This window comes from Serratia sp. DFXYC6 (genome assembly GCF_057196085.1).
The window spans coordinates 38,055-58,915 of the sequence record NZ_JBXUNV010000007.1 but is presented as its reverse complement, the minus strand read 5'-3'; the positions used below and the strand labels follow the sequence as shown (position 1 = coordinate 58,915).

Sequence of the window (20,861 nt, the reverse complement as noted above, 5' to 3'; positions counted from 1 at the left end):
GCGCGGGAGAGAATATTAAAATTGCAGCAGATATCACGGCAAACGGCGGACTTCAATGGCAATGCGGGATATTCGGAGCCCTTCCGCTGTTTGCCGCGGCATGAAATGCTATTATAACCGCCATTGAGCGTGGGGCATTGTGCCCCGCCAGGCAGCTTAGCAGGGGTAACCCAATGATTATCGTCACAGGCGGCGCCGGCATGATCGGCAGCAACATCATTAAGGCACTGAACGACAAGGGATATCGCGATATCCTGGTGGTGGATAACCTGAAAGACGGCACCAAGTTCGTCAACCTGGTCGATCTGGATATCGCCGACTATATCGATAAAGAAGACTTTATCGCCAGCATCGTGGCCGGCGACGATCTGGGCGATATCGAAGCGGTGTTCCACGAAGGCGCCTGCTCCGCGACCACCGAGTGGGACGGCAAGTACATGATGGACAATAACTATCAGTACTCCAAAGACCTGCTGCACTACTGCCTGGATCGCGAAATCCCGTTCTTGTATGCCTCCTCCGCCGCCACTTACGGCGGCCGCGAAGAGTTCATCGAAGAGCGTGAGTATGAAGCGCCGCTCAACGTTTACGGCTACTCCAAATTCCTGTTCGATCAATACGTGCGCGAGATCCTGCCGGAAGCGGACTCGCAGATCTGCGGCTTCCGCTACTTCAACGTTTATGGCCCGCGCGAAGGCCACAAAGGCAGCATGGCCAGCGTCGCCTTCCACCTGAATACCCAGATCAACCGCGGCGAAAACCCGAAACTGTTCGCCGGCAGCGAAAACTTCAAGCGTGACTTCATCTACGTCGGCGACGTGGCGGCGGTTAACCTGTGGTTCTGGGAAACCGGCAAATCCGGCATCTTCAACTGCGGCACCGGCCGAGCGGAAACCTTCCAGGCGGTAGCCGACGCGGTGGTGGACTTCCACCAGAAAGGCGCTGTGGAATACATCGAGTTCCCGGAGAAGCTGAAAGGCCGCTATCAGGCGTACACCCAGGCCGATCTGACCAAGCTGCGCGCGGCCGGCTACGACGCACCGTTCAAAACGGTCGCCGAAGGCGTGAAAGAGTACATGGCCTGGTTGAACCGCACCGCATAAGCTGAAGGAATTAACGCTGGGTATGAAAATACTGGTTATCGGCCCTTCTTGGGTTGGCGACATGATGATGTCGCAAAGTCTCTATCGCACCCTGAAGGCCGAATACCCGTCGGCGGAGATCGATGTGATGGCGCCGGCCTGGTGTCGCCCGTTGCTGGCGCGCATGCCGGAAGTCAATCAGGCGCTGGCGATGCCGCTGGGCCACGGCGCGCTGGGGCTCGGCGAGCGCCGCCGCCTGGGGCGCGCTCTGCGCGCCAACCGTTACGATCGCGCTTACGTTCTGCCCAACTCGTTCAAATCCGCGCTGGTGCCTTTCTTCGCCGATATCCCGCAGCGCACCGGCTGGCGGGGCGAAATGCGCTACGGCCTGCTGAACGACGTCCGCGTGCTCGACAAGGCCGCTTTCCCGCTGATGGTGCAGCGCTATGTGGCGCTGGCCTATGACAAAGGCCGCGTTCAGCGCGCCGACGATCTGCCGCAGCCGCTGCTGTGGCCGCAGCTGCGGGTGAGCGACGAAGAGATCGCCGACACCACCGCGGCCTTCAACCTGACCGACAGCTGGCCGATCGTCGGCTTCTGCCCAGGCGCGGAGTTCGGCCCCGCCAAGCGCTGGCCGCACTATCACTACGCGGCGCTGGCTCAGCGGCTGATCGAGAGCGGCTATCAAATCGCGCTGTTCGGTTCGGCGAAAGACCATGAGGCCGGCGAACAGATCCGCGCCGCATTGCAGGAAGACGCGCGCGATTTCTGCCTTAATCTGGCCGGGAAAACCCAGCTGGAGCAAGCAGTTATCCTGATCGCAGCCTGCCGGGCGGTGGTCAGCAACGACTCCGGTTTAATGCACGTTGCCGCAGCGTTGAACAAACCGCTGATAGCCTTGTACGGGCCAAGCAGCCCCGACTTCACACCGCCGCTTTCCGACAAGGCGCGGGTCATTCGCCTGATCAGCGGCTACCACAAGGTGCGTAAGGGCGATGCCGAGCAGGGATACCACCAAAGTTTGATCGATATTCAGCCGCAGCAAGTGTTGGATGCGCTGACGCCGTTACTTGTCGCCAGCGAGGAATAGTCATGCAGGTGTTAATTGTAAAAACCTCCTCGATGGGGGACGTGCTGCATACGCTGCCCGCCCTGACCGACGCGCTGCAGGCCATTCCCGATATCCGCTTCGACTGGGTGGTGGAAGAAGGCTTCAGCCAAATCCCCACCTGGCACCCGGCGGTAGATCGCGTGATCCCGGTGGCCATTCGCCGCTGGCGAAAAAACTGGTTCGGCAACGATACTCGGCAACAGCGCTGCGACTTCAAGCGCGCGCTGCAAGAACGCCGTTACGACGTGGTGATCGACGCGCAGGGCCTGATCAAAAGCGCCGCGCTGATCACGCGCATCGCTAAAGGCAACAAACATGGCCCGGACTGCAAGAGCGCGCGCGAGCCGTTCGCCAGCTGGTTCTACAATGTGCGCCATGAGGTAGACAAACAGCAGCACGCGGTGGAACGCACGCGCGAACTGTTCGCCAAAAGCCTCGGCTACGATAAACCGGGCAGCTACGGCGATTACGCCATCGCCGCACGCTTTCTCAGCCGCCCGCCGGCCGATGCCGGGCAGTATTTGGTGTTTCTGCACGCGACGACCCGTGACGATAAGCATTGGCCGGAGCAAAACTGGCGTGAGCTGATCGCGCTGGCGGCGGACAGCGGGCTGAAGATAAAACTGCCGTGGGGCGCAGAGCATGAACATCAGCGCGCGCTGCGCTTGGCGGAAGGTTTTCCACATGTCGAGGTGCTGCCGAAACTCAGCCTGCAGCAGGTGGCCGAGGTGCTGGCCGGCGCCAGGGGTGTGATCTCGGTCGACACCGGGCTCAGCCATTTGACCGCCGCGCTCGACAAACCGAACATCACGCTGTTCGGGCCGACCGATCCCGGCCTGATCGGCGGTTACGGGCAAAATCAGCACTCGCTGATTTCGCCGGAAAAAAGCATGGCGACAATCGACGCCGATACGGCATGGCAGGCGCTGCAAAAGGTTATAGCATGAAAAAACTGCACATTATCAACCTGGGTAAAATGGGCGGCGTCGAGCGCCTGTTCCTGCAGTACATCAACGATACCACCGACGGCAGCAACCAGGTCCTGTGCATCAGCGGCGACATTGGCGAAGAGATCCGCCGCCAGTTGCCGGCGCATCAGCCCGTCACCTTCGCCAACCGCCTGATCAATGCGTTGCCGTTGCGTTGCCCGCAGTTCCTGCGCAAATTTTTGCTGAAATGGAAAATTGAACGGGCGAACGCCGACGTGGTGATCGTCTGGGACCTGGTGCCGGGGCTGGCGGCCAAACCCAAGCGTGGCAAGCTGGTTTACTACGATCACGGCTGCTCCTGGCGTTACCCCAAGAATAAAAAGACGCTGCGTTTCTTCGCCATGCTGGACGGCGTGATTTCCGCCTCACACGCGTCGAAGCGGGTGATGGAGCTGCGCTTTAATCTGCCTTGCCCAAATCACGTGGTGATCAACCGCATCAAGACGCCGGCGGGGATCGACGCTGCGCCGAAAACGCTGTCGCAGCCGGTCAGGATCGGCACTGCCTCACGCCTGGTCAGCCTGAAAGGCATCAGCGTTTCATTATTGATGATGCAGGAACTGCTGCGGCGCGGGCATGACGTCACGCTGGAAGTGGCCGGCAAAGGGCCGGATCGCGCGGCGTTCGAGGCGCTGGCGGCACGGCTTCAGCTCGGCGATCGCGTCACCTTCAGCGGTTATCAGGATGACGTCGCCGGCTTCTTCAATCGCACGCACATCTACATGAGCACGCCGATCACCGAGCCGTTCGGCTTGTCCTGCATGGAATCGCTCTATTTCGGCGTGCCGGTCATCTTCCCGCAGGTCGACGGCCAGCCGGAAGCGGTCAGGGACGGGGTCTGCGGCCTTGGCCTGACGCCGTCGGTCACCATCGAACAACACCGGCAGCTCACCGATATCGAGGTCGACTTCCCGCATGAGGTCTACGATCCGCAGACCGACAGCCTGGTGGCGCCCAAGCTGCTGTCGCATATCGACTGTGCGGATGCCGTTGAGAAATTGCTGGAGCGAGAAACCTACCAGACTCTGAGCCGAAATGCGCAGCGCTATTCTGCGGAGCATTTCAACTATGCTCAGTTCAAAGTTGAGTTCGACGACACGCTGCGCTCCTTCATCGCTTAATTAAAACGTGAGCCGGAAAACACGCCCAATGTTAAAACACAGAACACCGCACCCTGCCTTCAGCTATTTAATCTATCTGGGGTGCGCCATCGCTTTTTGCACCATTCCTTTCGGTTCCGCGACCGGACGCAATCTGTTTTATGTTTCCAGCTACATCGCCTTTATCGCCGTTTGCCTGTATCCGCGCTATTACCTCAGCAACGTTAAAAATCTGCTGTTGCCGGCGCTGATGTTCAGCGTCGGCATGGGGACCATCCTCTGGATGCACCACTTCAAACAGCCGGGTGAATACATCAACATTTACCGCTCTTATATGTCGACCGGTAAACTCCAACTGGCAACCGCCTTCATCCTGCTGATTGCGCTTAATGAGCGGTTGTGCGTGCAGCGCCTGCTCGTTGTCGTGGCCCTCATTACCGGTCTGGCGGTCAACGGTTATTCACTCTATCAGGGGCTGCGGCTGGATATTCCGCGCGTGGAGCTCAACTTCGATCGCGCCACGGTCGTTGCCTACCTGATGACCGCCATCGATCTGGTGATGATGCAAGCCATCCTGATGCTGCGCACCCGCTACCGTCTGGTGTTGTACATTGCGGCGTTCCTGCTGTCCTTCTCTGCGCTGGTGCTCACCGGCACGCGCGCGGCCATGTTGGTTTACCCGGTGGCGGTTTGTCTGTCGCTGCTGGCGACCAAGCATCTGGTATCCAGAAAACACAAGTTTTTGCTGGTCTCCTCGGTGCCATTATTGCTGCTCATCTGCGGATTCGTCTTTAAAGCGCAGATTGAACAACGCATTGCCGACTTCAAAACCAACATGCAACTGATCGATAAACCTGAGATAGATAACTCGATCATTTCCCGGCTGTCGATGCAAACGCTGGCATGGCGTACCGGTTCACAAGCCCCTTGGGGCCAATCCGCCGAACAACGCGGTGAAGAGATCCGCGCCATCGTCGCGCAGCAGCCACATCTGTACGGCGTCATGCCCTACATCAACGTCCACCTGCACAACGAACTGCTGGAAACCTACTCGCTCAAGGGCGTCTGGGGGACGTTGCTGTTGCTGGCGCTGTATATCGGCCTGTTCTGCTCTTCATTCCGGCCGCAGCGCAACGCGCTGTTGCTGAGCGTCAGCGCCAGCCTGTTCGTTTACGGCCTGAGCGACGTCATCTTCTTCAGCACGGAAGGCACCGTCATGTTCTGCCTGGCGCTGATCGCCGCCGTGCTCTCCGTGGCGAAACAGCCTTCCGCTCAGGAGCAAACCGCGTGAAGACACAGCCACCGCTGCTCAGCGTTATCGTGCCGTTTTACAATAACGAAGCGTTCGTCATCGCTGCGCTGGATTCGTTATTTGTACAGATTAGCGACGATATCGAAGTGGTGATCATCGACGATGGCTCTACCGATGCGTCAGGGGCGCTGGTCAGCCACTATCTGGCGCAGCGGCGGCACCCGCGCGCGGTCCTTACTTCGCAGGCCAACGGCGGCATTGCGCACGCCCGCAACGTCGGCCTACAGCAGGCCACCGGGCGCTATATCACCTTTCTCGACGGAGACGATCTGCTGAGCGACGACTATCTGGCGATCCTGCGCCCCCTGCTGATCGCCGGTGAATATGACCTGATCGATTTTAATTATCAGAAGTTCACCGAACATCCGTCGACGCCGGATAACCGCGCGGCGCAGCCCGTAGCCTACGACTTTTCACAGTCGGGGCTCGGCTGCCTGCAACCGCTGTTTGCACGTTCGATGTGGCATCTCTGGAGCCGGGTATATAAACGCACGCTGCTGGAAGGGGAGGCGTTCGAAGACGGCAGGCGCTACGAAGACGTGATTTTCACGCCTTTTCAGTATTTCAAAACTCGCCGCATCGCCCATCTTGACTGCGAACTCTACTTCTATCGGGACAACAGCCAGGGCATCACCCGCAATATCAAACCCAAAGATATTGAAGATCTGCTGTTCGCCATGGAGAAGATGCTGCGTTTTGTGGCGCAGCATCCCGGGGATGAGCCGCTGCGCCGGTTAGCCGCCCTGATGCTGGCCAACTGCTTTTCCGAGGTGAAAAGCATGTCGAAGGCGGTATACGGCTATTACCATTACGCACCGGCAACGCTGCATATCCTGCGCCGCGCCGCCGCTGTCTGCCGCAACAGCGACGTGCCGGGCAAAAAAGTCCGCCAGATGCGCTATGCGCGAGTAGATACCTTTCTTTCGAAGCTGCGCGGGCGCAGGCCGCACTAATCGCATCGGCCGGGCGGCCGATGCGTCGTCTCGCCTTTAGCGCGCTAAAGGCACGTGCGCGACCAGCTCGTCATAAATCCGCTGCGGCTGGATAACCCCCATCGGGCTTTCCGCCTCCAGCGGCATTGTATAACCGGTACGAGACACCTGAATGATGCGATGCAGTTCAGGATCCTGAATCGGCCCGGTGGAGCGTGAGTCGGCGGTCACGAACAGACTGATGGTTTTCACCTTCAATGCCACTGCCAGATGCAGCGGCCCGGTATCGCCGGTAACCAGAACATGGAAACTGTCGAGCAACGTCAGCAAACCTTGCAGCCCCGTTTTACCGATCTGGTTATCCACGCAGGCCTGCGTTTGCGGGCCGATCAGACTCAAAAACTGTTTGGCCTTGCCGTCGTCAAACGGTGCGCCAATCAGCACGATGCGTACATTTGGGTGCTTCGCCACCAGCTCATCGGCCAGCCGCGCATAGTGCGCAACCGGCCAGCAACGCGACTCCGTTGACGCCCCCAGCTGAAAACCGATGGTGGGATGCTCGCTGCTTTTGACGCCGCGCTGATAATCCACGGGAATTTCCATCGTCGGATCGTCGCTGCGGCAGCCCAAAATGGAAATCAGCTCCAGCTTGCGGCGCACGAAGTGGCCGTAATAATGGAAGACGTAGTTGGTTAGCCAAGGCTCCAGCCCGCAAATACCCGAGCTGTAGTTATCCCTGATGATGTACTTTGCCCCCGCCATGACGGCGCTGATGATGTCATAAGGCAGGTGAGAGTGCAGGATCAGCGCCAAATCCGGCTGATGTTCGCGCAGCGATTTCAGCAACGGGCGCATCGTCTTGATCTTGCTGTCCCAATACACCACGCGATCGTAATAGCGGCCGTTTTCCACCAGCTCGCGGTTTTTCTTGTGCACCACCAGCGTGATGTGCGCGTTGGGGTAGCGTTCCCGCATCGCCCGCAGTGCCGGCGTGTTGAACATGAAGTCGCCCAACGCCGTGGTGGAATAGATGACGATATTGTCAAACTGCTGGGCGCCGTCGAACGTCGCCTTGTCCTGAAAACGGCCGTACTTCGCCGTATAGCGCCGCAAGAACCAGTCGGCAACCTTGATTTTCCATTTCTTCGACATGTGCGTGCTTAATTCGCTTTAAGTTGATAATACTCGGCCAGCGTCATGCCCACCGTGCGCTGCTGCAGCCAGTCAAACAGCTGCTCCAGATCGCGGTACAGCCCTTCGATATCCTGCTCGGTTTTGAACGTCGGGCTGCCGCCCGGCATAAACTCGGAGGAGTGCAGCATAAACTCGACGTAGTCATGCCCCTGCGCCAACGACGTCTCGGCCACGCTTATCATCTTGGCCACGTTGCCGCCACTCGGCCGCAGCCAGTTGACGGACGGCGAACGCCGCTTGCCGCGCAGCCGGTCATAGCCCTGCTTGAAGGCATTCATCAGCGCCGAGTGCTTGTACTGGATACTCATCGGCACTTCCAGCAACGACGAAGCGCCCGGTTTGGCGATGTTCTGCGGATCGATGAAATAGGACTGCGACGGGAACCGGCTGTAATCTGTGCCGCCGTTGCCCTGTGGATTGCCCGGCGAAAACCGCCAGTTGACCCGCGGCGTCACCGAACAATCCACCTGATAGCCGTATTCCAGCAGCAGCGAGGCATAATATTCGTTGAACGCCCAACGGCCGGCGCGATGGCTGAGCATTTTGGTCTGGAAGGCATCTTCCAGCAGCTTGGTCATGTGATCGACCTTGGCGCGGATCTGATCGGCGGGATACTCGATCAAATAAGGCTTGTGGCGCCAGTCGTCGTCGGTGAGCGGCGTCAGCGGCGGGCTGTTCCAGGCATGCAGGTGCATGCCCACTTCACCCGTGCCGCGAGCGATCACGTCGCGCGCGAACTCGACATAAGCCGGGTCCACCGCCATTTCATAGTTGGTGAGATAAACCGGTTTGAAGGCGTATTTTTCGCACAATGCCTGAAAGCGCGGCAAGAAACGCGTGTTTTCGGTCGCGATGCGATCGTGGTTTTGCCACAGATTATCGCCTTCGGTATCAATGGTGATGAGAAACGCCGGTTTAGTCATGAATATCGAGCCTGATATCAACAGAATGCACTATGTTACGCAGGCCGTTTCGCCAGGGCAAACGACTTTGCTGCCTGGTTTGGACAACGTTGAAGCGCATTCGTCCCCGGCTCGGCGATTTTTTTACGGCCAGGCAAGAAAACCTTGCAACAGTAGCCACATGCGATCGTGTCATTTAGAATCAAAGATTGGTTTCCCAGAAAGCGACTCATGATGAACGACGCGCCAGCCCCAACTTCCGCCCCATCCGTACAGCGTATTCTGATCATAAAACTGCGCCATCACGGCGATATGCTGCTGGTCACGCCGGTCATCAGCAGCCTGCGGCAAAACTACCCGCAGGCGCAGATCGATGTGCTGCTGTATCAGGAAACGCAGGAGATGCTGGCCAGTAATCCGGAACTGTCGACGCTGTTCGCCATCGACCGTCAATGGAAAAAACAGGGCGCCCGCGCGCACCTGGGGCACGAACTGGCGCTGCTGCGTCGCCTGAAGGCGCAACGCTACGATCTGGTGGTCAACCTGGCCGATCAGTGGCGCAGCGCCATCCTCACGCGCCTGACCGGTGCGCGTATCCGTCTGGGCTTCGATTTCCCCAAACGCCGCGGCTTGCTGTGGCGCCATTGCCACACCCAGCTGGTGCCGGTCGACAATCACGCCCACCTGCATACCGTCGAACAGAATCTTTCGCTGCTGGCGCCGCTGAACCTGCCCGCGCTCAATGAACATGTGACCATGAGTTACGATCCGCAGGATTGGCAGGCTTGTGAGCAACGGTTGCAGAAGCAGGGCGTCTTCGGCAGTTATATTGTGGTGCAACCCACCTCGCGCTGGTTCTTCAAATGCTGGAGCGAAGAGAAAATGGCCGCCACCCTCACCGCCTTGCAGGCCGACGGCCACCAGCTGGTGATCACCTCCGGCCCCGACGCCAGAGAACAAGCCATGGTCGAGCGCATTTTGGCGCTCTGCCCGCCACAGGGCGTGATCTCGTTGGCCGGCCAGCTGACGCTGCGCCAACTGGCCGCCCTGATCGACCACGCCAAGCTGTTTATCGGCGTGGATTCGGTGCCGATGCACATGGCCGCCGCGCTGCAAACGCCGTGCGTGGCGCTGTTCGGCCCTTCCAAGCTGACTTTCTGGCGGCCGTGGCAAGCTACCGGCGCCGTGATCTGGGCCGGCGACTTCGGCGAACTGCCCGATCCGGACGCCATCGATACCGGCACCGACGAACGGTATCTCGACCTTATTCCTACAGACGCGGTGATTGCAGCCGCGCGGAGCACGCTGGCATGAAAGCATTTCGTTTGGCGATCGTTCGCCAAAAATATCGCCCGGACGGCGGAGCCGAACGTTTCGTTTCCCGCGCCCTGGAAGCGCTGGAGCAACAGGATCTCGATCTGAACGTCATCACTCGCGAATGGCAGGGCGACGCCAATCCCAACTGGCATATCCACCTGTGTAACCCGTTAAAGCTCGGCCGCATCAGCCGCGAGCGAGGCTTCGCCGTGGCAGCCAGGGCGCTGTGGCAGAAAGAGCGCTTCGATCTGGTGCAAAGCCACGAGCGCATTCCCGGCTGCGACATCTATCGCGCCGGCGACGGCGTACACCGCCGCTGGCTGCTGCAACGCGCGCGTCTGCTGCCGGAATGGCGCCGCAAGTGGCTGTTCTCCAATCGCTATCACCGCTATGTGATGTGCGCCGAACGCGCCATGTACGCCGCGCCCGAGCTGAAAGCCGTCATCTGCAACGCCGAGATGATCAAGCAGGAAATCATCGCCGACTTTGGCGTGCCCGCCGACAAGATCACGGTGATCTATAACGCCATCGACAATCAAAAGTTCCCGCCCGCCGACGAGGCCCTGCGTCAACGTCTGCGCGAGCAATATCAGATCCCGCAACAGGCGCACTGCCTGATCTTCGTCGGCTCCGGTTTCGAGCGCAAAGGGCTGGCCGCCGCCATCCGCGCCGTGGCGGCGACCGACAGTCACCTCCTGGTAGTCGGTAAAGACAAAGCCGAAAAACGCTACCGGGCGCTGGCGCAGTCGCTGGGCTGCGGCGATCGCATTTACTTTATGGGCGTGCAGAAGCAGACCCTGCCGTTCTATCAGGCCGCGGACGCGCTGCTGCTGCCGACGCTGTACGATCCGTTCCCGAATGTAATTCTGGAAGCGATGTCGTGCGGCCTGCCGGTTATCACCAGCACCACCTGCGGCGGCGCCGAGTTTATCACCCCCGGCCAGAACGGCTTCGTGACCGACGCGCTCGATGTACCGGCCATCACGGAGGCTATTCGGGCACTGCCGCGCCAGGCGCTGGGATCATCCATGGGCGAAGCGGCGAGATTGCGCATTATGACGGCTACGCCGGCGCATCTGTCCGAACAGCTGATTTCCCTCTATAACCGGTTACTGGATTAGCTATGCGTATTCTGATGATCATCGACGGCCTGCCGGGAGGCGGCGCGGAAAAAGTGGTGCTGACCCTGTGTCAGGGCATGCAGCAACAGGGGCACGACGTCAGTCTGATCTCGCTGCGCGACGTCTGCAATTACCCTATTCCACCGGGCATTGATTATCAGGTGCTGGCCGATCGCAGCCGTGCCCCCTGGCGCAAGCTGACCGAGCTGTCGCGTCGCGCCGCCGCGCTGGATCGCGCTATAGCCGAACACGAGCGCCAAAACGGCGCGTTCGATCTGGTGTTCTCCAACCTGCATAAAACCGATCGTATCGTCAGCCGCAGCAAGCGGTTGGCCGCGGATCGCCTGTGGTTCTGCATTCACGGCATCCTCTCCACCTCCTACCTCGGTCACCGCAAGGGTCTGGATCGCTGGCTGAAGCAACGCAAAATCGCCAACGTTTACCAGGGAAGAAATATCGTCGCCGTTTCACAGGCGGTCGGCGACGATCTGCAGCGGAACTTGCCGATCCGCCCGCGCCGGTTGGCGGTCATCAACAACCCGTTCGACATCGACGCTATTCAGCAACAGGCGGCGGCGCCTTGCGAACTGGCCGGCCAGGACTATCTGGTGCACGTCGGCCGCTTTCACACCACCAAGCGGCATGACCGCCTGTTGAAAGCCTATGCGCTCTCCGGCATTCAGGCACCGCTGGCCTTGATCGGGTCCGGTGACGACGCCAAAGTCGCCGAGGTCAAACGTCTGGCGACAGACTTGGGCATCGCAGAGCGCGTGTTGTTCCTCGGTTTCCAGAGCAATCCCTACCCGTTTATTCGCCATGCCTCGCTGCTGGTGCTCAGCTCCGACAGCGAAGGGTTTGGCAACGTACTGGTAGAATCGCTGCTGTGCGGCACACCGGTGGTCAGCACTCGCTGCCCGGGCGGCCCTGCGGAAATTCTGGAAAAAGCCGGCATGGCTAACACGCTGGCGGAATTAAACGAAGCGTCGCTGGCAGAAAAAATGGCGGAGTTTTACGCCAACCCGCCGCAGATAAATCAACAGCAATTGCTGAGCTATGGGCTTGAGCCTATTTGCCATCAATATATTGAGCTGAAAGAAGAACAATAAAAAAATAAATAAGGCAGGGGATGCCTGCCTTATTTTCTTCGTTAGTTGAGCGCCTGCATTTTCTGCCAAACCTCATCGACAGAAACATCTTCACAGTGCCCCGATTCACTTTGCAAAATATGATGGCGGCCAGTCCATGGATGCCAGGACACTTTATCGGTATCGCCAAAGAACACCACCATGTCCTTATTCAACGCAGCAGCAAGATGCATCTGCCCACCGTCGCTGCACAGCACCCGGTCGCATAAATCAAACCCGCCCAACAGCTCACGCACCGACGCCGTCGGATAAAGCGCGACGCGTTCGTTTTGACACAGCGCCAGCAGCTGTTCGGCGCGCTGCTGATCGCCGATGTCGTCCGGTGCCAACGTGCCCTGCGGCGACCAAAAGATCAGCACGCCGGTGCGGGGATCGGCAACCAGACGGTTGATGATTTCGGCATAGCGCTCAACCGGCCAGCGCCGTTTCGGGCTGCGGCTGCTGATATGCACGGCGCAGACTCGTTCGACCGGCGGCAGACGTTCCTGCCGCCGCTGCGCCGCCAATTGCCGCTCTTCAGGCGCCAGAAACACCCGCACCGGCGGGATCGGAATGGATTGATCGGTTATCGCCGATAAATAGCTGTAGGTGTGTTCGACCTGATGGAGGCCGCGGAAATCGTCCTTGCGGAACGGGCGATGAATATCTTTCGTGCCCAAATCGGCGCCGATGATATGGGTGGCGCCGGCCATTTTCGCTAGACGCAGGCTGTATTTGCAAGGCACCGGGTTGGCCAGAATAACCGCATCGAACTTTATTTTGCGCAGCTTCAGGAAGATCATCATGCGTTCGAAATAAACGCCCAACGTGGTCTCATTTTTCGCCTTGTGCTTGGCCTTTTTATAGACAAAGACTTTCTCGAGATGAGGATTGTTTTTAACAACATCCTGGCTGACTTTATTGATCAGCAGATAAACTTTTGCGTCCGGATAGGCAATTTTCACCCCCTCAATCAAGGGCGTGGTGCAAACAAGATCGCCGATGTTGTCGCGGCGAATAATTAAAATATTCTTCATTCCGAGCCTGTCGGCGAAATCGCTCGCCGGTTGTCTGAAACTGACACCCAAGGTTACCAAATTAGCGCCTTTCCCTTCCAGTTATGGTACTATTCCGAATAACCCATATAAATGAAATTGATAGAATGTTGCTGCGTTTATATCAGGTACTACTCTACCTCATCCAACCCCTGATCTGGCTCCGCTTACTGCTGCGCAGCCGCAAAGCTCCAGCCTACCGTAAACGCTGGGCGGAACGCTATGGCTTCTGCGCCGGGAAAGTCGTGCCAGGCGGCATCATGCTGCATTCCGTCTCCGTCGGCGAAACGCTGGCGGCCATCCCGCTGGTGCGGGCGCTGCGCCATCGTTACCCCGCTTTGCCGATAACTGTGACCACAATGACCCCGACAGGTTCAGAACGCGTCCAGTCCGCTTTCGGCAAAGACGTGCATCATGTCTATCTGCCCTACGATCTGCCCGGCGCCATGAACCGTTTCCTCGACCAGGTGAATCCCAAGCTGGTGATCATCATGGAAACCGAGCTATGGCCTAACCTGATCAACGCGCTGCATCAGCGGCAAATCCCCCTGGTGATCGCCAATGCGCGTCTGTCGGCCCGCTCCGCCGCCGGCTATAAGAAAATTGGCGGATTCATGCGCGATATGCTGCGCCGCATCACGCTGATCGCCGCACAGAACCAGGAAGATGGCGATCGATTTATCGAACTGGGCCTGAAACGCTCGCAGTTGGCCGTAACCGGCAGCCTGAAATTCGATATCTCCGTCACCCCGGAGCTGGCCGCCCGCGCTGTTACATTGCGCCGCCAATGGGCGCCGCGCCGCCCGGTGTGGATCGCCACCAGCACCCACGACGGTGAAGAGACCATCCTGCTGGAAGCGCACCGCAAACTGCTGGAAAAACACCCTGACCTGCTGCTGATACTGGTGCCGCGTCACCCGGAACGCTTCCCGACAGCCAAAGAGCTGGTGCAGAAGGCCGGCTTCAGTTACACCCTGCGCAGCAGCGGCGAAATCCCGTCCGGCAGCACCCAGGTGGTGATCGGCGATACCATGGGCGAACTGATGCTGCTGTACGGCATCGCCGATCTGGCCTTTGTCGGCGGCAGCCTGGTGGAACGCGGCGGGCACAACCCGCTGGAAGCCGCCGCGCACGCCATCCCGGTGTTGATGGGCCCGCATACTTTCAACTTTAAAGACATCTGCGCCAAGCTTTCGCAGGCCGAAGGCCTGATCACCGTGACCGATGTCGATTCGCTGGTGAAGGAAGTGGCAACCCTGCTGACCGACGAAGACTACCGCCGTTACTACGGCCGCCATGCGGTGGAAGTGCTGTATCAGAATCAGGGAGCGTTGCAGCGCCTGCTGCAGCTGCTGGAACCGCACCTGCCGCCCCGGAGTCACTGAATGAGCAGCCGCAAAAGCCTGTCGGCGGTGATGATCGCCAAAAACGAAGCCGGGCTGTTGCCGGACTGCCTGCGCTCGGTCGAATGGGCCGATGAAATCATCGTGCTGGACTCCGGCAGCGAGGACGACAGCGTCACCGTCGCCGAAAGCCTGGGCGCCAAAGTCTTCACCCACACCGACTGGCAAGGGTTTGGCAAGCAGCGTCAGCTGGCGCAAAGCTACGCCAGCCATGACTACGTTTTGATGATCGACGCCGACGAACGCGTCACACCCGAGCTGCGGCAATCTATCGAACAGGTGTTGAACGCGCCGGAGGACGGCGCTGTCTACAGCTGCGCGCGGCGCAACCTGTTCCTCGGCCGTTTCATGCGCCACAGCGGCTGGTATCCCGACCGCGTCAACCGCCTGTACGCCAACCAACGCTATCGCTATAACGACGATCTGGTGCACGAGTCGCTGAACATCGGCGACGCCAAAGTGATCCCCCTCAGCGGCGATATGCTGCACCTGACCTGCCGCGATTTCTTCGCCTTCCAGCGCAAACAGCTGCGCTATGCCGAAGAGTGGGCCACGCAGCGCCACCGGGCCGGCAAGCGTTGCGGCTATTTGTCTATCCTGACCCACACGCTCGGCGCCTTCGTCAAAACCTGGCTGCTGCGCGCCGGCTTCCTGGATGGCAAACAGGGGTTGCTGTTAGCGGTGGTCAACGCGCAATATACCTTCAATAAATATGCCGCATTATGGGCATTGGGCCGCAACTACTCAGAGAAGTGAATCATGACCAGCAAAGCCATCTATCCCGGGACGTTCGATCCCATGACCAACGGCCACCTGGATTTAGTGACGCGCGCGTCGCTAATGTTCGATCACGTCATTCTGGCCATCGCCGCCAGCCCGAGCAAAAAACCGCTGTTCAGCCTGGATGAGCGCGTGGCGTTAGCGACGCAGGTCACCTCACATCTGGGCAATGTTGAGGTACTGGGCTTCAGCGAACTGATGGCACACTTCGCCGCGCACCAGAATGCCAATATCCTGGTGCGTGGCCTGCGTGCGGTGTCTGACTTTGAATATGAATTGCAGCTGGCGAACATGAACCGCCATTTGATGCCAACGCTGGAAAGCGTATTTCTGATGCCTTCCGAAGAGTGGTCGTTCATCTCCTCCTCACTGGTGAAGGAGGTCGCCCGTCACGGCGGCGATATCGCGCCTTTCCTGCCCGATGTGGTCACCCAGGCGCTGATGGCGAAGCTCGCCGCCGAGTGATCGGCTCAGCGCTGGCAGCGGCGGCAAAAGAAGGTGTTGCGCTGCCCGTGCTTGGCGGATTCGATCGGCGTGCCGCACGCGCGGCACGGTTCTCCCGCCCGGCCGTAAACCTGCAACTCCTGCGCGAAATACCCCGGTTTGCCATCCGACTGCAAAAAGTCGCGCAATGTCGTGCCGCCCTGCTCGATAGAGCGCTGCAACACCGCCTTGATGGTCTTCGCCAGCAGTTCCGCTTCGGCTTTGCTCAAGGATCCCGCCGGACGATCGGGCAGGATCCCGGCGCTGAACAGCGATTCGCTGGCGTAAATGTTACCAACGCCGACCACCAACTTGTTATCCATCAGCCACGGTTTGATCAGCGTGCGCTTATTGCGTGATTTTTCATACAGGTAGTCGCCGTTGAACGCTTCGCTCAGCGGTTCCGGCCCCAGATGCGCCAACACGCTGCTGGTCGCCAGGTCTTCGCACCACAGCCAGGCGCCGAAACGGCGCGGATCGGTATAGCGCAGGATCATGCCGTTGCTGATCACCAGATCGACGTGGTCGTGTTTGCCGGCTTCGTCTTCGTTTTCCTCGCGCAGCATGCGCAGGCTGCCCGACATGCCCAGGTGCACGATAATCCAACCGTTCTCCAGCTCGATCAGCAGGTATTTGGCCCGGCGCTGCACGCTGAGCACCGGCCGATCGCTCAGCGTCAGGATCTGCTCGGAAACCGGCCAGCGCAGGCGCGCATTGCGCACCACCGCATACTGAATGCTGTGGCCGACAAGATAAGGCTCTATACCGCGTCTGCTCGTCTCAACTTCCGGTAATTCAGGCATCTGGCTTCCCCTCCGACGTTTTCTACCCTTTATAAAACAAAAAACCCGGCCAAGGCCGGGTTTTTCATTAATCCACTAAAATTATTTAATTTTAGCTTCTTTGTATACTACGTGCTGACGGACAACTGGATCGAATTTCTTCAGTTCCAATTTTTCCGGCTTAGTACGCTTGTTCTTCGTGGTGGTATAGAAGTGACCAGTACCAGCAGAAGAAACCAGCTTGATCTTCTCGCGAACACCTTTAGCCATGATTCAGTTCCTTAATACTTCTCACCACGGGCACGCAGATCGGCCAGAACCGTCTCAATACCCTTCTTATCGATAACACGCATACCTTTAGCAGATACACGCAGAGTTACAAAGCGCTTCTCAGCCTCAACCCAAAAACGGTGTGAGTGCAGGTTAGGCAGAAAACGGCGTTTGGTCGCGTTCATTGCGTGGGAACGGTTGTTACCGCTCACCGGGCGCTTGCCAGTAACTTGGCAGACTCGGGACATGTCTATTCTCCAAAAATCAAATCAGCTCGAGCTTCGTATAGGGTATGGCCGCCTCGTCAGGCTTTTAGAGCCCATCTCAGCAAACTTCATACTGAGGAGACTCTCGTCATCAGGTAGAAACCACACATCAGGTCAGAAACCTGCTGAGATAGGCTCTTGCGCCAAACCCAAGATTCTCAAAGGTGGCGTAGTATACGCTCTGAAGCGTAAGTGCTCAAGTCCCGAACAGCTAAAGATCCCACAAGGATCGCGAAAAAATCGCTTAAAGCCATCCGCGCTCGGCAAAAGAGACGCATTCACCCCGACCGATCACCAAATGATCAAGCACTCGGATCTCCAATAACTGACAGGCTTTCACCACCTGTTCCGTTATCAAACGGTCGGCATGACTGGGTTCAGCCTTACCCGAAGGGTGATTATGCGCGAGAATCAGCGCGGCGGCATTAGCCTTCAACGCTTCACGCACAATTTCTCTCGGATAGACGACGACGCTGCTGATGGTACCAGCAAACATCTCCTGATGGCGAATAACCCGATGCTGATTGTCTAAAAACAATACCAAAAAGACCTCTCGCTCGCGATGCGCCAGCAGGCTTTGCAGATAATGCTGGGTGACGCGCGGGTTGAGCATGGCGTTTTCCTGCGACAAGTGGCTGGAAAAGAAGCGCAGCGCCAGCTCGGCAATCGCCTGCAGTTGGGTATAGCTGGCGTCGCCCAGGCCTTTTTGGCTGCAAAAAGCCTGATGGTCGGCCGACATCAGGTGATAAAGCGAGCCGAATCGGCGCAGCAGTTGCTCCGCCAGCTGCATCACATGCACGCCGGGCAACCCGGTGCGCAAGAAAATGGCCAACAGCTCTGCGTCAGACAGCGACGCCGCCCCCTGCATCAACAGCTTTTCACGCGGCGCCAACGCGCCCGGCCAGCACGCCACAATCGGGTTGCTCATCGTGTTCCTCCCTGAAAGGGCTACAGCATGCCATGCGCCACCCGACGCGTTCGACAGGTGTTTGATAACATTGCGAAGTGTTTCGCAAAGCACAATGTAACGCCCTGCAGCCATTGCGGAATCGCTCACCTGAACGGCGGATATGCTAAAATGGCGCATCTTTCGGCTTTCAATCGGACAATGATGATGACGGGACTTTCCGGCAAACATATTGTGCTTGGCATCAGCGGCGGCATCGCCGCCTACAAGTGCCCAGAGCTGGTGCGCCGCCTGCGCGACAGGGGCGCGGAAGTGCGCGTGGTGATGACCCACGCCGCCAAGGCGTTCATTACGCCGCTGACGCTGCAGGCCGTTTCCGGCCATCCGGTGTCCGACGATCTGTTGGATCCCGCCGCCGAAGCCGCCATGGGCCACATCGAGCTCGGCAAATGGGCGGATCTGGTGATTCTGGCGCCGGCGACCGCCGATCTGCTGGCGCGCGTCGCTGTCGGCATGGCCAACGATCTGCTGACCACCGTCTGCCTGGCGACCGACGCCCCTATCGCCGCCGCGCCCGCCATGAACCAGCAGATGTATCGCGCCGCCGCCACGCAGGCCAACCTGCAAACGCTGCAGGCGCGCGGCATGCTGCTCTGGGGGCCGGACAGCGGCAGCCAGGCCTGCGGCGACGTCGGCCCGGGCCGCATGCTGGATCCGCTGGACATCGTCGAGCTGGCGAGCGGTCATTTCTCCGCCCCGCAGGATCTGCAACATTTGCAGGTTATGATCACCGCCGGCCCGACGCGTGAAGCGCTGGATCCGGTGCGTTTCATCAGCAATCACAGCTCCGGCAAAATGGGCTTCGCCATCGCCCGCGCCGCCGCCGCCCGCGGCGCGCAGGTGACGCTGATCGCCGGGCCGGTGAGCCTGCCGACGCCGCCGAAGGTCACACGCGTGGACGTCACCAGCGCGCTGGAGATGGAGCAGGCAGTGCAACAACGCGCCGCTCAGCAGCAGATTTTCATCTCCTGCGCCGCCGTGGCCGACTATCGCCCCGAGCGGATCGCCGATGAAAAAATAAAAAAACAGGGTGATGAAATCGTCCTCAAGATGGTAAAAAACCCCGATATCGTCGCCGGCGTGGCGGCGATGACCAAAAATCGACCGTTTGTCGTGGGGTTTGCCGCCGAAACCCAGAATGTGGAAGAATACGCGCGGCAAAAACTGGCGCGTAAGAAGCTGGATTTGATTTGCGCTAACGATGTATCGCTTGCAGAGCACGGGTTCAACAGCGACACCAATGCCCTGCATCTTTTTTGGCAGGATGGAGAGAAACGCCTGGCGCTGAGCGACAAGGCACTCCTTGGCCAACGTTTAATAGACGAGATAGTCAGCCGTTATGATGAAAAAAATCGACGTTAAGATCCTCGACCCGCGCATCGGTCAGGATTTCCCGCTACCGACCTACGCTACGCCGGGCTCCGCCGGTCTCGACCTGCGCGCCTGCCTGGATAGCGCGGTAGAGCTGGCGCCGGGTGAAACCACGCTGCTGCCTACCGGTCTCGCGATCCACATCGCCGACGCCAGCCTGGCGGCGGTGATCCTGCCGCGCTCAGGCCTGGGCCATAAGCACGGCGTCGTGCTGGGCAATCTGGTCGGCCTGATCGACTCCGATTATCAGGGCCAGCTGATGGTGTCCGTCTGGAACCGCGGCCAGAAGCACTTCACCATCGAGCCGGGCGAACGCATCGCGCAGATGGTCTTCGTGCCGGTGGTACAGGCCGAGTTCAACCTGGTGGAAGAGTTCGACAGCAGCGAGCGCGGCGAAGGCGGCTTCGGCCACTCGGGGCGCCACTAAGCGCCACCCAATGCACGAGGGCCGGCAGGGAAACGTCGCCTGAACCTTGCTTTCCGGGGAGATGGATGTCTCTGCGGCAAGGTTTTACCGCGACAATTGCAGCGCACACCAGGCAGCGCGGAAAAAGGCCGTTAAGGCCGCTGACCCCAGCATCGTAAAAAAGCTATCACATAAGCCGCACAGAGCCTGCTCTGCAGCGGCCGGTGCGCGGGTTTCCGTCAGTTAAGTTTTAGCAAGGGTCTAATCAGACATGGCAGAAAAAGAAAAGACGAAAAGGAATCGGCGCGAGGAAATATTGCAGGCGTTAGCCCAGATGCTGGAGTCCAGCGACGGCAGCCAACGCATCACCACCGCCAAGCTCGCCGCGAACGTGGGTGTTTCTGAAGCTGCGCTGTACCGGCATTTCCCCAGCAAGACACGGATGTTCGACAGTCTGATCGAGTTTATCGAAGACAGCCTGATCACCCGCATCAACCTGATCTTGCAGGACGAGAAAGAGACGTTTAATCGTCTGCGCCTGATTTTGCTGCTGATTCTGGGCTTTGCGGAGCGCAACCCAGGGCTGACGCGCATCATGACCGGCCACGCACTGATGTTTGAACAGGATCGCCTGCAGGGCCGCATCAACCAGCTGTTCGAGCGCATCGAGGCGCAGCTGCGTCAGGTGCTGAAAGAGCGCAAATTGCGCGAAGGCAAAGGCTTTATCGTCGATGAAACGCTGCTGGCCAGCCAACTGCTGGCCTTCTGCGAAGGCATGTTGTCGCGCTATGTGCGTTCGGAATTCCGCTATCGCCCCACGCAGGAATTCGACGCCCGCTGGCCGCTATTAGCGGCACAGCTGCAATAACGAAAACGCCGGGCATGCCCGGCGTT

The 20,861-nt window shown here is 59.0% G+C and carries 22 protein-coding genes; 15 read left to right on the top strand and 7 right to left on the bottom strand.

Features of this window, described 5'->3' with window-relative positions; translation table 11 throughout:
- Nucleotides 1–173 precede the first annotated feature (173 nt).
- The 6 genes from rfaD to AC2CGQ_RS23680 are packed head-to-tail and all read left to right on the top strand — an operon-like array spanning nucleotide 174 to nucleotide 6,547.
- Nucleotides 174–1,103, top strand: a complete 930-nt coding sequence (gene rfaD, locus AC2CGQ_RS23705) for an ADP-glyceromanno-heptose 6-epimerase (protein ID WP_016929696.1) — start codon at nucleotides 174–176, stop codon at nucleotides 1,101–1,103.
- 22 nt (nucleotides 1,104–1,125) lie between these two features.
- Entirely contained in the window at nucleotides 1,126–2,172 is a 1,047-nt protein-coding gene (rfaF, locus tag AC2CGQ_RS23700; RefSeq protein WP_484593917.1) for an ADP-heptose--LPS heptosyltransferase RfaF, read from the top strand.
- 2 nt (nucleotides 2,173–2,174) lie between these two features.
- Nucleotides 2,175–3,140 carry a lipopolysaccharide heptosyltransferase RfaC gene (gene rfaC, locus AC2CGQ_RS23695; RefSeq protein WP_004931160.1) on the top strand — a complete coding sequence of 322 codons (966 nt, stop codon included), beginning with the start codon at nucleotides 2,175–2,177 and terminating at the stop codon, nucleotides 3,138–3,140.
- Complete coding sequence (locus AC2CGQ_RS23690) at nucleotides 3,137–4,303, top strand: glycosyltransferase (RefSeq protein ID WP_172575029.1); 1,167 nt, start codon at nucleotides 3,137–3,139, stop codon at nucleotides 4,301–4,303. Before rfaC ends, AC2CGQ_RS23690 begins: the two co-directional genes overlap by 4 nt.
- Nucleotides 4,304–4,331: 28 nt before the next feature.
- Entirely contained in the window at nucleotides 4,332–5,573 is a 1,242-nt protein-coding gene (locus AC2CGQ_RS23685; RefSeq protein WP_044030121.1) for an O-antigen ligase family protein, read from the top strand.
- The gene (locus tag AC2CGQ_RS23680) at nucleotides 5,570–6,547 is read left to right on the top strand and encodes a glycosyltransferase (RefSeq protein WP_484593916.1); all 978 of its coding nucleotides are present in this window, start codon (nucleotides 5,570–5,572) and stop codon (nucleotides 6,545–6,547) included. The genes AC2CGQ_RS23685 and AC2CGQ_RS23680 overlap by 4 nt, the downstream gene beginning before the upstream one ends.
- A 36-nt stretch (nucleotides 6,548–6,583) precedes the next feature.
- Here the strand turns inward: AC2CGQ_RS23680 and AC2CGQ_RS23675 are convergent, their stop codons facing one another.
- Nucleotides 6,584–7,678, bottom strand: a complete 1,095-nt coding sequence (locus AC2CGQ_RS23675) for a glycosyltransferase family 9 protein (protein WP_021504470.1) — start codon at nucleotides 7,676–7,678, stop codon at nucleotides 6,584–6,586.
- Nucleotides 7,679–7,686: 8 nt separating this feature from the next.
- The gene (locus AC2CGQ_RS23670; protein ID WP_166445498.1) at nucleotides 7,687–8,643 is read right to left on the bottom strand and encodes a polysaccharide deacetylase family protein; all 957 of its coding nucleotides are present in this window, start codon (nucleotides 8,641–8,643) and stop codon (nucleotides 7,687–7,689) included.
- Nucleotides 8,644–8,853: 210 nt separating this feature from the next.
- On the opposite strand from AC2CGQ_RS23670, the gene rfaQ reads away from it, so the two are divergent.
- Genes rfaQ through AC2CGQ_RS23655 form a run of 3 tightly spaced genes read left to right on the top strand, consistent with a single transcriptional unit; the run spans nucleotide 8,854 to nucleotide 12,166 of the window.
- Nucleotides 8,854–9,936 (top strand): putative lipopolysaccharide heptosyltransferase III, encoded by a 1,083-nt coding sequence (gene rfaQ / locus AC2CGQ_RS23665; protein ID WP_041922294.1) that lies wholly within the window; start codon nucleotides 8,854–8,856, stop codon nucleotides 9,934–9,936.
- A complete protein-coding gene (locus AC2CGQ_RS23660; protein ID WP_033631349.1) occupies nucleotides 9,933–11,060 on the top strand; it encodes a glycosyltransferase family 4 protein in 1,128 nt (375 codons plus the stop codon). The genes rfaQ and AC2CGQ_RS23660 overlap by 4 nt, the downstream gene beginning before the upstream one ends.
- Before the next feature lie 2 nt (nucleotides 11,061–11,062).
- Nucleotides 11,063–12,166, top strand: a complete 1,104-nt coding sequence (locus AC2CGQ_RS23655; protein WP_172575033.1) for a glycosyltransferase — start codon at nucleotides 11,063–11,065, stop codon at nucleotides 12,164–12,166.
- A 41-nt stretch (nucleotides 12,167–12,207) separates the two neighbouring features.
- On the opposite strand, the gene AC2CGQ_RS23650 is transcribed toward AC2CGQ_RS23655, so the two are convergent.
- Entirely contained in the window at nucleotides 12,208–13,221 is a 1,014-nt protein-coding gene (locus tag AC2CGQ_RS23650; RefSeq protein WP_033631351.1) for a glycosyltransferase family 9 protein, read from the bottom strand.
- A gap of 125 nt (nucleotides 13,222–13,346) precedes the next feature.
- Between AC2CGQ_RS23650 and waaA the strand changes: the two genes are divergently transcribed.
- Genes waaA through coaD form a run of 3 tightly spaced genes read left to right on the top strand, consistent with a single transcriptional unit; the run spans nucleotide 13,347 to nucleotide 15,887 of the window.
- Nucleotides 13,347–14,624, top strand: a complete 1,278-nt coding sequence (gene waaA / locus AC2CGQ_RS23645) for a lipid IV(A) 3-deoxy-D-manno-octulosonic acid transferase (protein WP_015379436.1) — start codon at nucleotides 13,347–13,349, stop codon at nucleotides 14,622–14,624.
- A complete protein-coding gene (locus AC2CGQ_RS23640; protein ID WP_172575034.1) occupies nucleotides 14,625–15,398 on the top strand; it encodes a glycosyltransferase family 2 protein in 774 nt (257 codons plus the stop codon).
- A gap of 3 nt (nucleotides 15,399–15,401) precedes the next feature.
- The gene (gene coaD, locus AC2CGQ_RS23635) at nucleotides 15,402–15,887 is read left to right on the top strand and encodes a pantetheine-phosphate adenylyltransferase (protein ID WP_033631353.1); all 486 of its coding nucleotides are present in this window, start codon (nucleotides 15,402–15,404) and stop codon (nucleotides 15,885–15,887) included.
- Nucleotides 15,888–15,892: 5 nt separating this feature from the next.
- Here coaD and mutM read toward each other — a convergent pair whose 3' ends face one another.
- From mutM to radC, 4 genes are all read right to left on the bottom strand, one after another.
- Nucleotides 15,893–16,708: a bifunctional DNA-formamidopyrimidine glycosylase/DNA-(apurinic or apyrimidinic site) lyase gene (gene mutM / locus AC2CGQ_RS23630; protein WP_172575035.1), complete on the bottom strand. Its 816-nt coding sequence runs from the start codon at nucleotides 16,706–16,708 to the stop codon at nucleotides 15,893–15,895.
- Between the two features lie 81 nt (nucleotides 16,709–16,789).
- Nucleotides 16,790–16,957, bottom strand: a complete 168-nt coding sequence (rpmG, locus tag AC2CGQ_RS23625) for a 50S ribosomal protein L33 (protein WP_002442576.1) — start codon at nucleotides 16,955–16,957, stop codon at nucleotides 16,790–16,792.
- 11 nt (nucleotides 16,958–16,968) lie between these two features.
- On the bottom strand, nucleotides 16,969–17,205 hold the full coding sequence (gene rpmB, locus AC2CGQ_RS23620; protein WP_004931195.1) for a 50S ribosomal protein L28: 237 nt from the start codon (nucleotides 17,203–17,205) through the stop codon (nucleotides 16,969–16,971).
- 262 nt (nucleotides 17,206–17,467) lie between these two features.
- Complete coding sequence (gene radC, locus AC2CGQ_RS23615; RefSeq protein WP_004931197.1) at nucleotides 17,468–18,151, bottom strand: RadC family protein; 684 nt, start codon at nucleotides 18,149–18,151, stop codon at nucleotides 17,468–17,470.
- A 183-nt stretch (nucleotides 18,152–18,334) separates the two neighbouring features.
- Between radC and coaBC the strand changes: the two genes are divergently transcribed.
- The 3 genes from coaBC (at nucleotide 18,335) to slmA (ending at nucleotide 20,835) form a co-directional block, all read left to right on the top strand.
- On the top strand, nucleotides 18,335–19,552 hold the full coding sequence (coaBC, locus tag AC2CGQ_RS23610) for a bifunctional phosphopantothenoylcysteine decarboxylase/phosphopantothenate--cysteine ligase CoaBC (protein WP_033633512.1): 1,218 nt from the start codon (nucleotides 18,335–18,337) through the stop codon (nucleotides 19,550–19,552).
- On the top strand, nucleotides 19,530–19,988 hold the full coding sequence (dut, locus tag AC2CGQ_RS23605) for a dUTP diphosphatase (protein ID WP_015379440.1): 459 nt from the start codon (nucleotides 19,530–19,532) through the stop codon (nucleotides 19,986–19,988). Before coaBC ends, dut begins: the two co-directional genes overlap by 23 nt.
- 250 nt (nucleotides 19,989–20,238) lie before the next feature.
- Nucleotides 20,239–20,835: a nucleoid occlusion factor SlmA gene (gene slmA, locus AC2CGQ_RS23600; RefSeq protein WP_004931203.1), complete on the top strand. Its 597-nt coding sequence runs from the start codon at nucleotides 20,239–20,241 to the stop codon at nucleotides 20,833–20,835.
- Nucleotides 20,836–20,861: the final 26 nt, after the last annotated feature.

Bases quoted from the DNA above. Each gene is read 5' to 3' on its own strand.
- coaD (WP_033631353.1), top strand. From the start codon at position 15,402: ATGACCAGCAAAGCCATCTATCCCGGGACGTTCGATCCCATGACCAAC.
- rfaQ (WP_041922294.1), top strand. From the start codon at position 8,854: ATGATGAACGACGCGCCAGCCCCAACTTCCGCCCCATCCGTACAGCGT.
- rfaD (WP_016929696.1), top strand. From the start codon at position 174: ATGATTATCGTCACAGGCGGCGCCGGCATGATCGGCAGCAACATCATT.
- coaBC (WP_033633512.1), top strand. From the start codon at position 18,335: ATGATGACGGGACTTTCCGGCAAACATATTGTGCTTGGCATCAGCGGC.
- AC2CGQ_RS23690 (WP_172575029.1), top strand. From the start codon at position 3,137: ATGAAAAAACTGCACATTATCAACCTGGGTAAAATGGGCGGCGTCGAG.
- mutM (WP_172575035.1), bottom strand. From the start codon at position 16,708: ATGCCTGAATTACCGGAAGTTGAGACGAGCAGACGCGGTATAGAGCCT.
- dut (WP_015379440.1), top strand. From the start codon at position 19,530: ATGATGAAAAAAATCGACGTTAAGATCCTCGACCCGCGCATCGGTCAG.
- AC2CGQ_RS23685 (WP_044030121.1), top strand. From the start codon at position 4,332: ATGTTAAAACACAGAACACCGCACCCTGCCTTCAGCTATTTAATCTAT.
- AC2CGQ_RS23670 (WP_166445498.1), bottom strand. From the start codon at position 8,643: ATGACTAAACCGGCGTTTCTCATCACCATTGATACCGAAGGCGATAAT.
- rfaF (WP_484593917.1), top strand. From the start codon at position 1,126: ATGAAAATACTGGTTATCGGCCCTTCTTGGGTTGGCGACATGATGATG.
- rfaC (WP_004931160.1), top strand. From the start codon at position 2,175: ATGCAGGTGTTAATTGTAAAAACCTCCTCGATGGGGGACGTGCTGCAT.
- AC2CGQ_RS23655 (WP_172575033.1), top strand. From the start codon at position 11,063: ATGCGTATTCTGATGATCATCGACGGCCTGCCGGGAGGCGGCGCGGAA.
- radC (WP_004931197.1), bottom strand. From the start codon at position 18,151: ATGAGCAACCCGATTGTGGCGTGCTGGCCGGGCGCGTTGGCGCCGCGT.
- rpmB (WP_004931195.1), bottom strand. From the start codon at position 17,205: ATGTCCCGAGTCTGCCAAGTTACTGGCAAGCGCCCGGTGAGCGGTAAC.
- AC2CGQ_RS23675 (WP_021504470.1), bottom strand. From the start codon at position 7,678: ATGTCGAAGAAATGGAAAATCAAGGTTGCCGACTGGTTCTTGCGGCGC.
- slmA (WP_004931203.1), top strand. From the start codon at position 20,239: ATGGCAGAAAAAGAAAAGACGAAAAGGAATCGGCGCGAGGAAATATTG.
- waaA (WP_015379436.1), top strand. From the start codon at position 13,347: ATGTTGCTGCGTTTATATCAGGTACTACTCTACCTCATCCAACCCCTG.
- AC2CGQ_RS23640 (WP_172575034.1), top strand. From the start codon at position 14,625: ATGAGCAGCCGCAAAAGCCTGTCGGCGGTGATGATCGCCAAAAACGAA.
- rpmG (WP_002442576.1), bottom strand. From the start codon at position 16,957: ATGGCTAAAGGTGTTCGCGAGAAGATCAAGCTGGTTTCTTCTGCTGGT.
- AC2CGQ_RS23660 (WP_033631349.1), top strand. From the start codon at position 9,933: ATGAAAGCATTTCGTTTGGCGATCGTTCGCCAAAAATATCGCCCGGAC.
- AC2CGQ_RS23650 (WP_033631351.1), bottom strand. From the start codon at position 13,221: ATGAAGAATATTTTAATTATTCGCCGCGACAACATCGGCGATCTTGTT.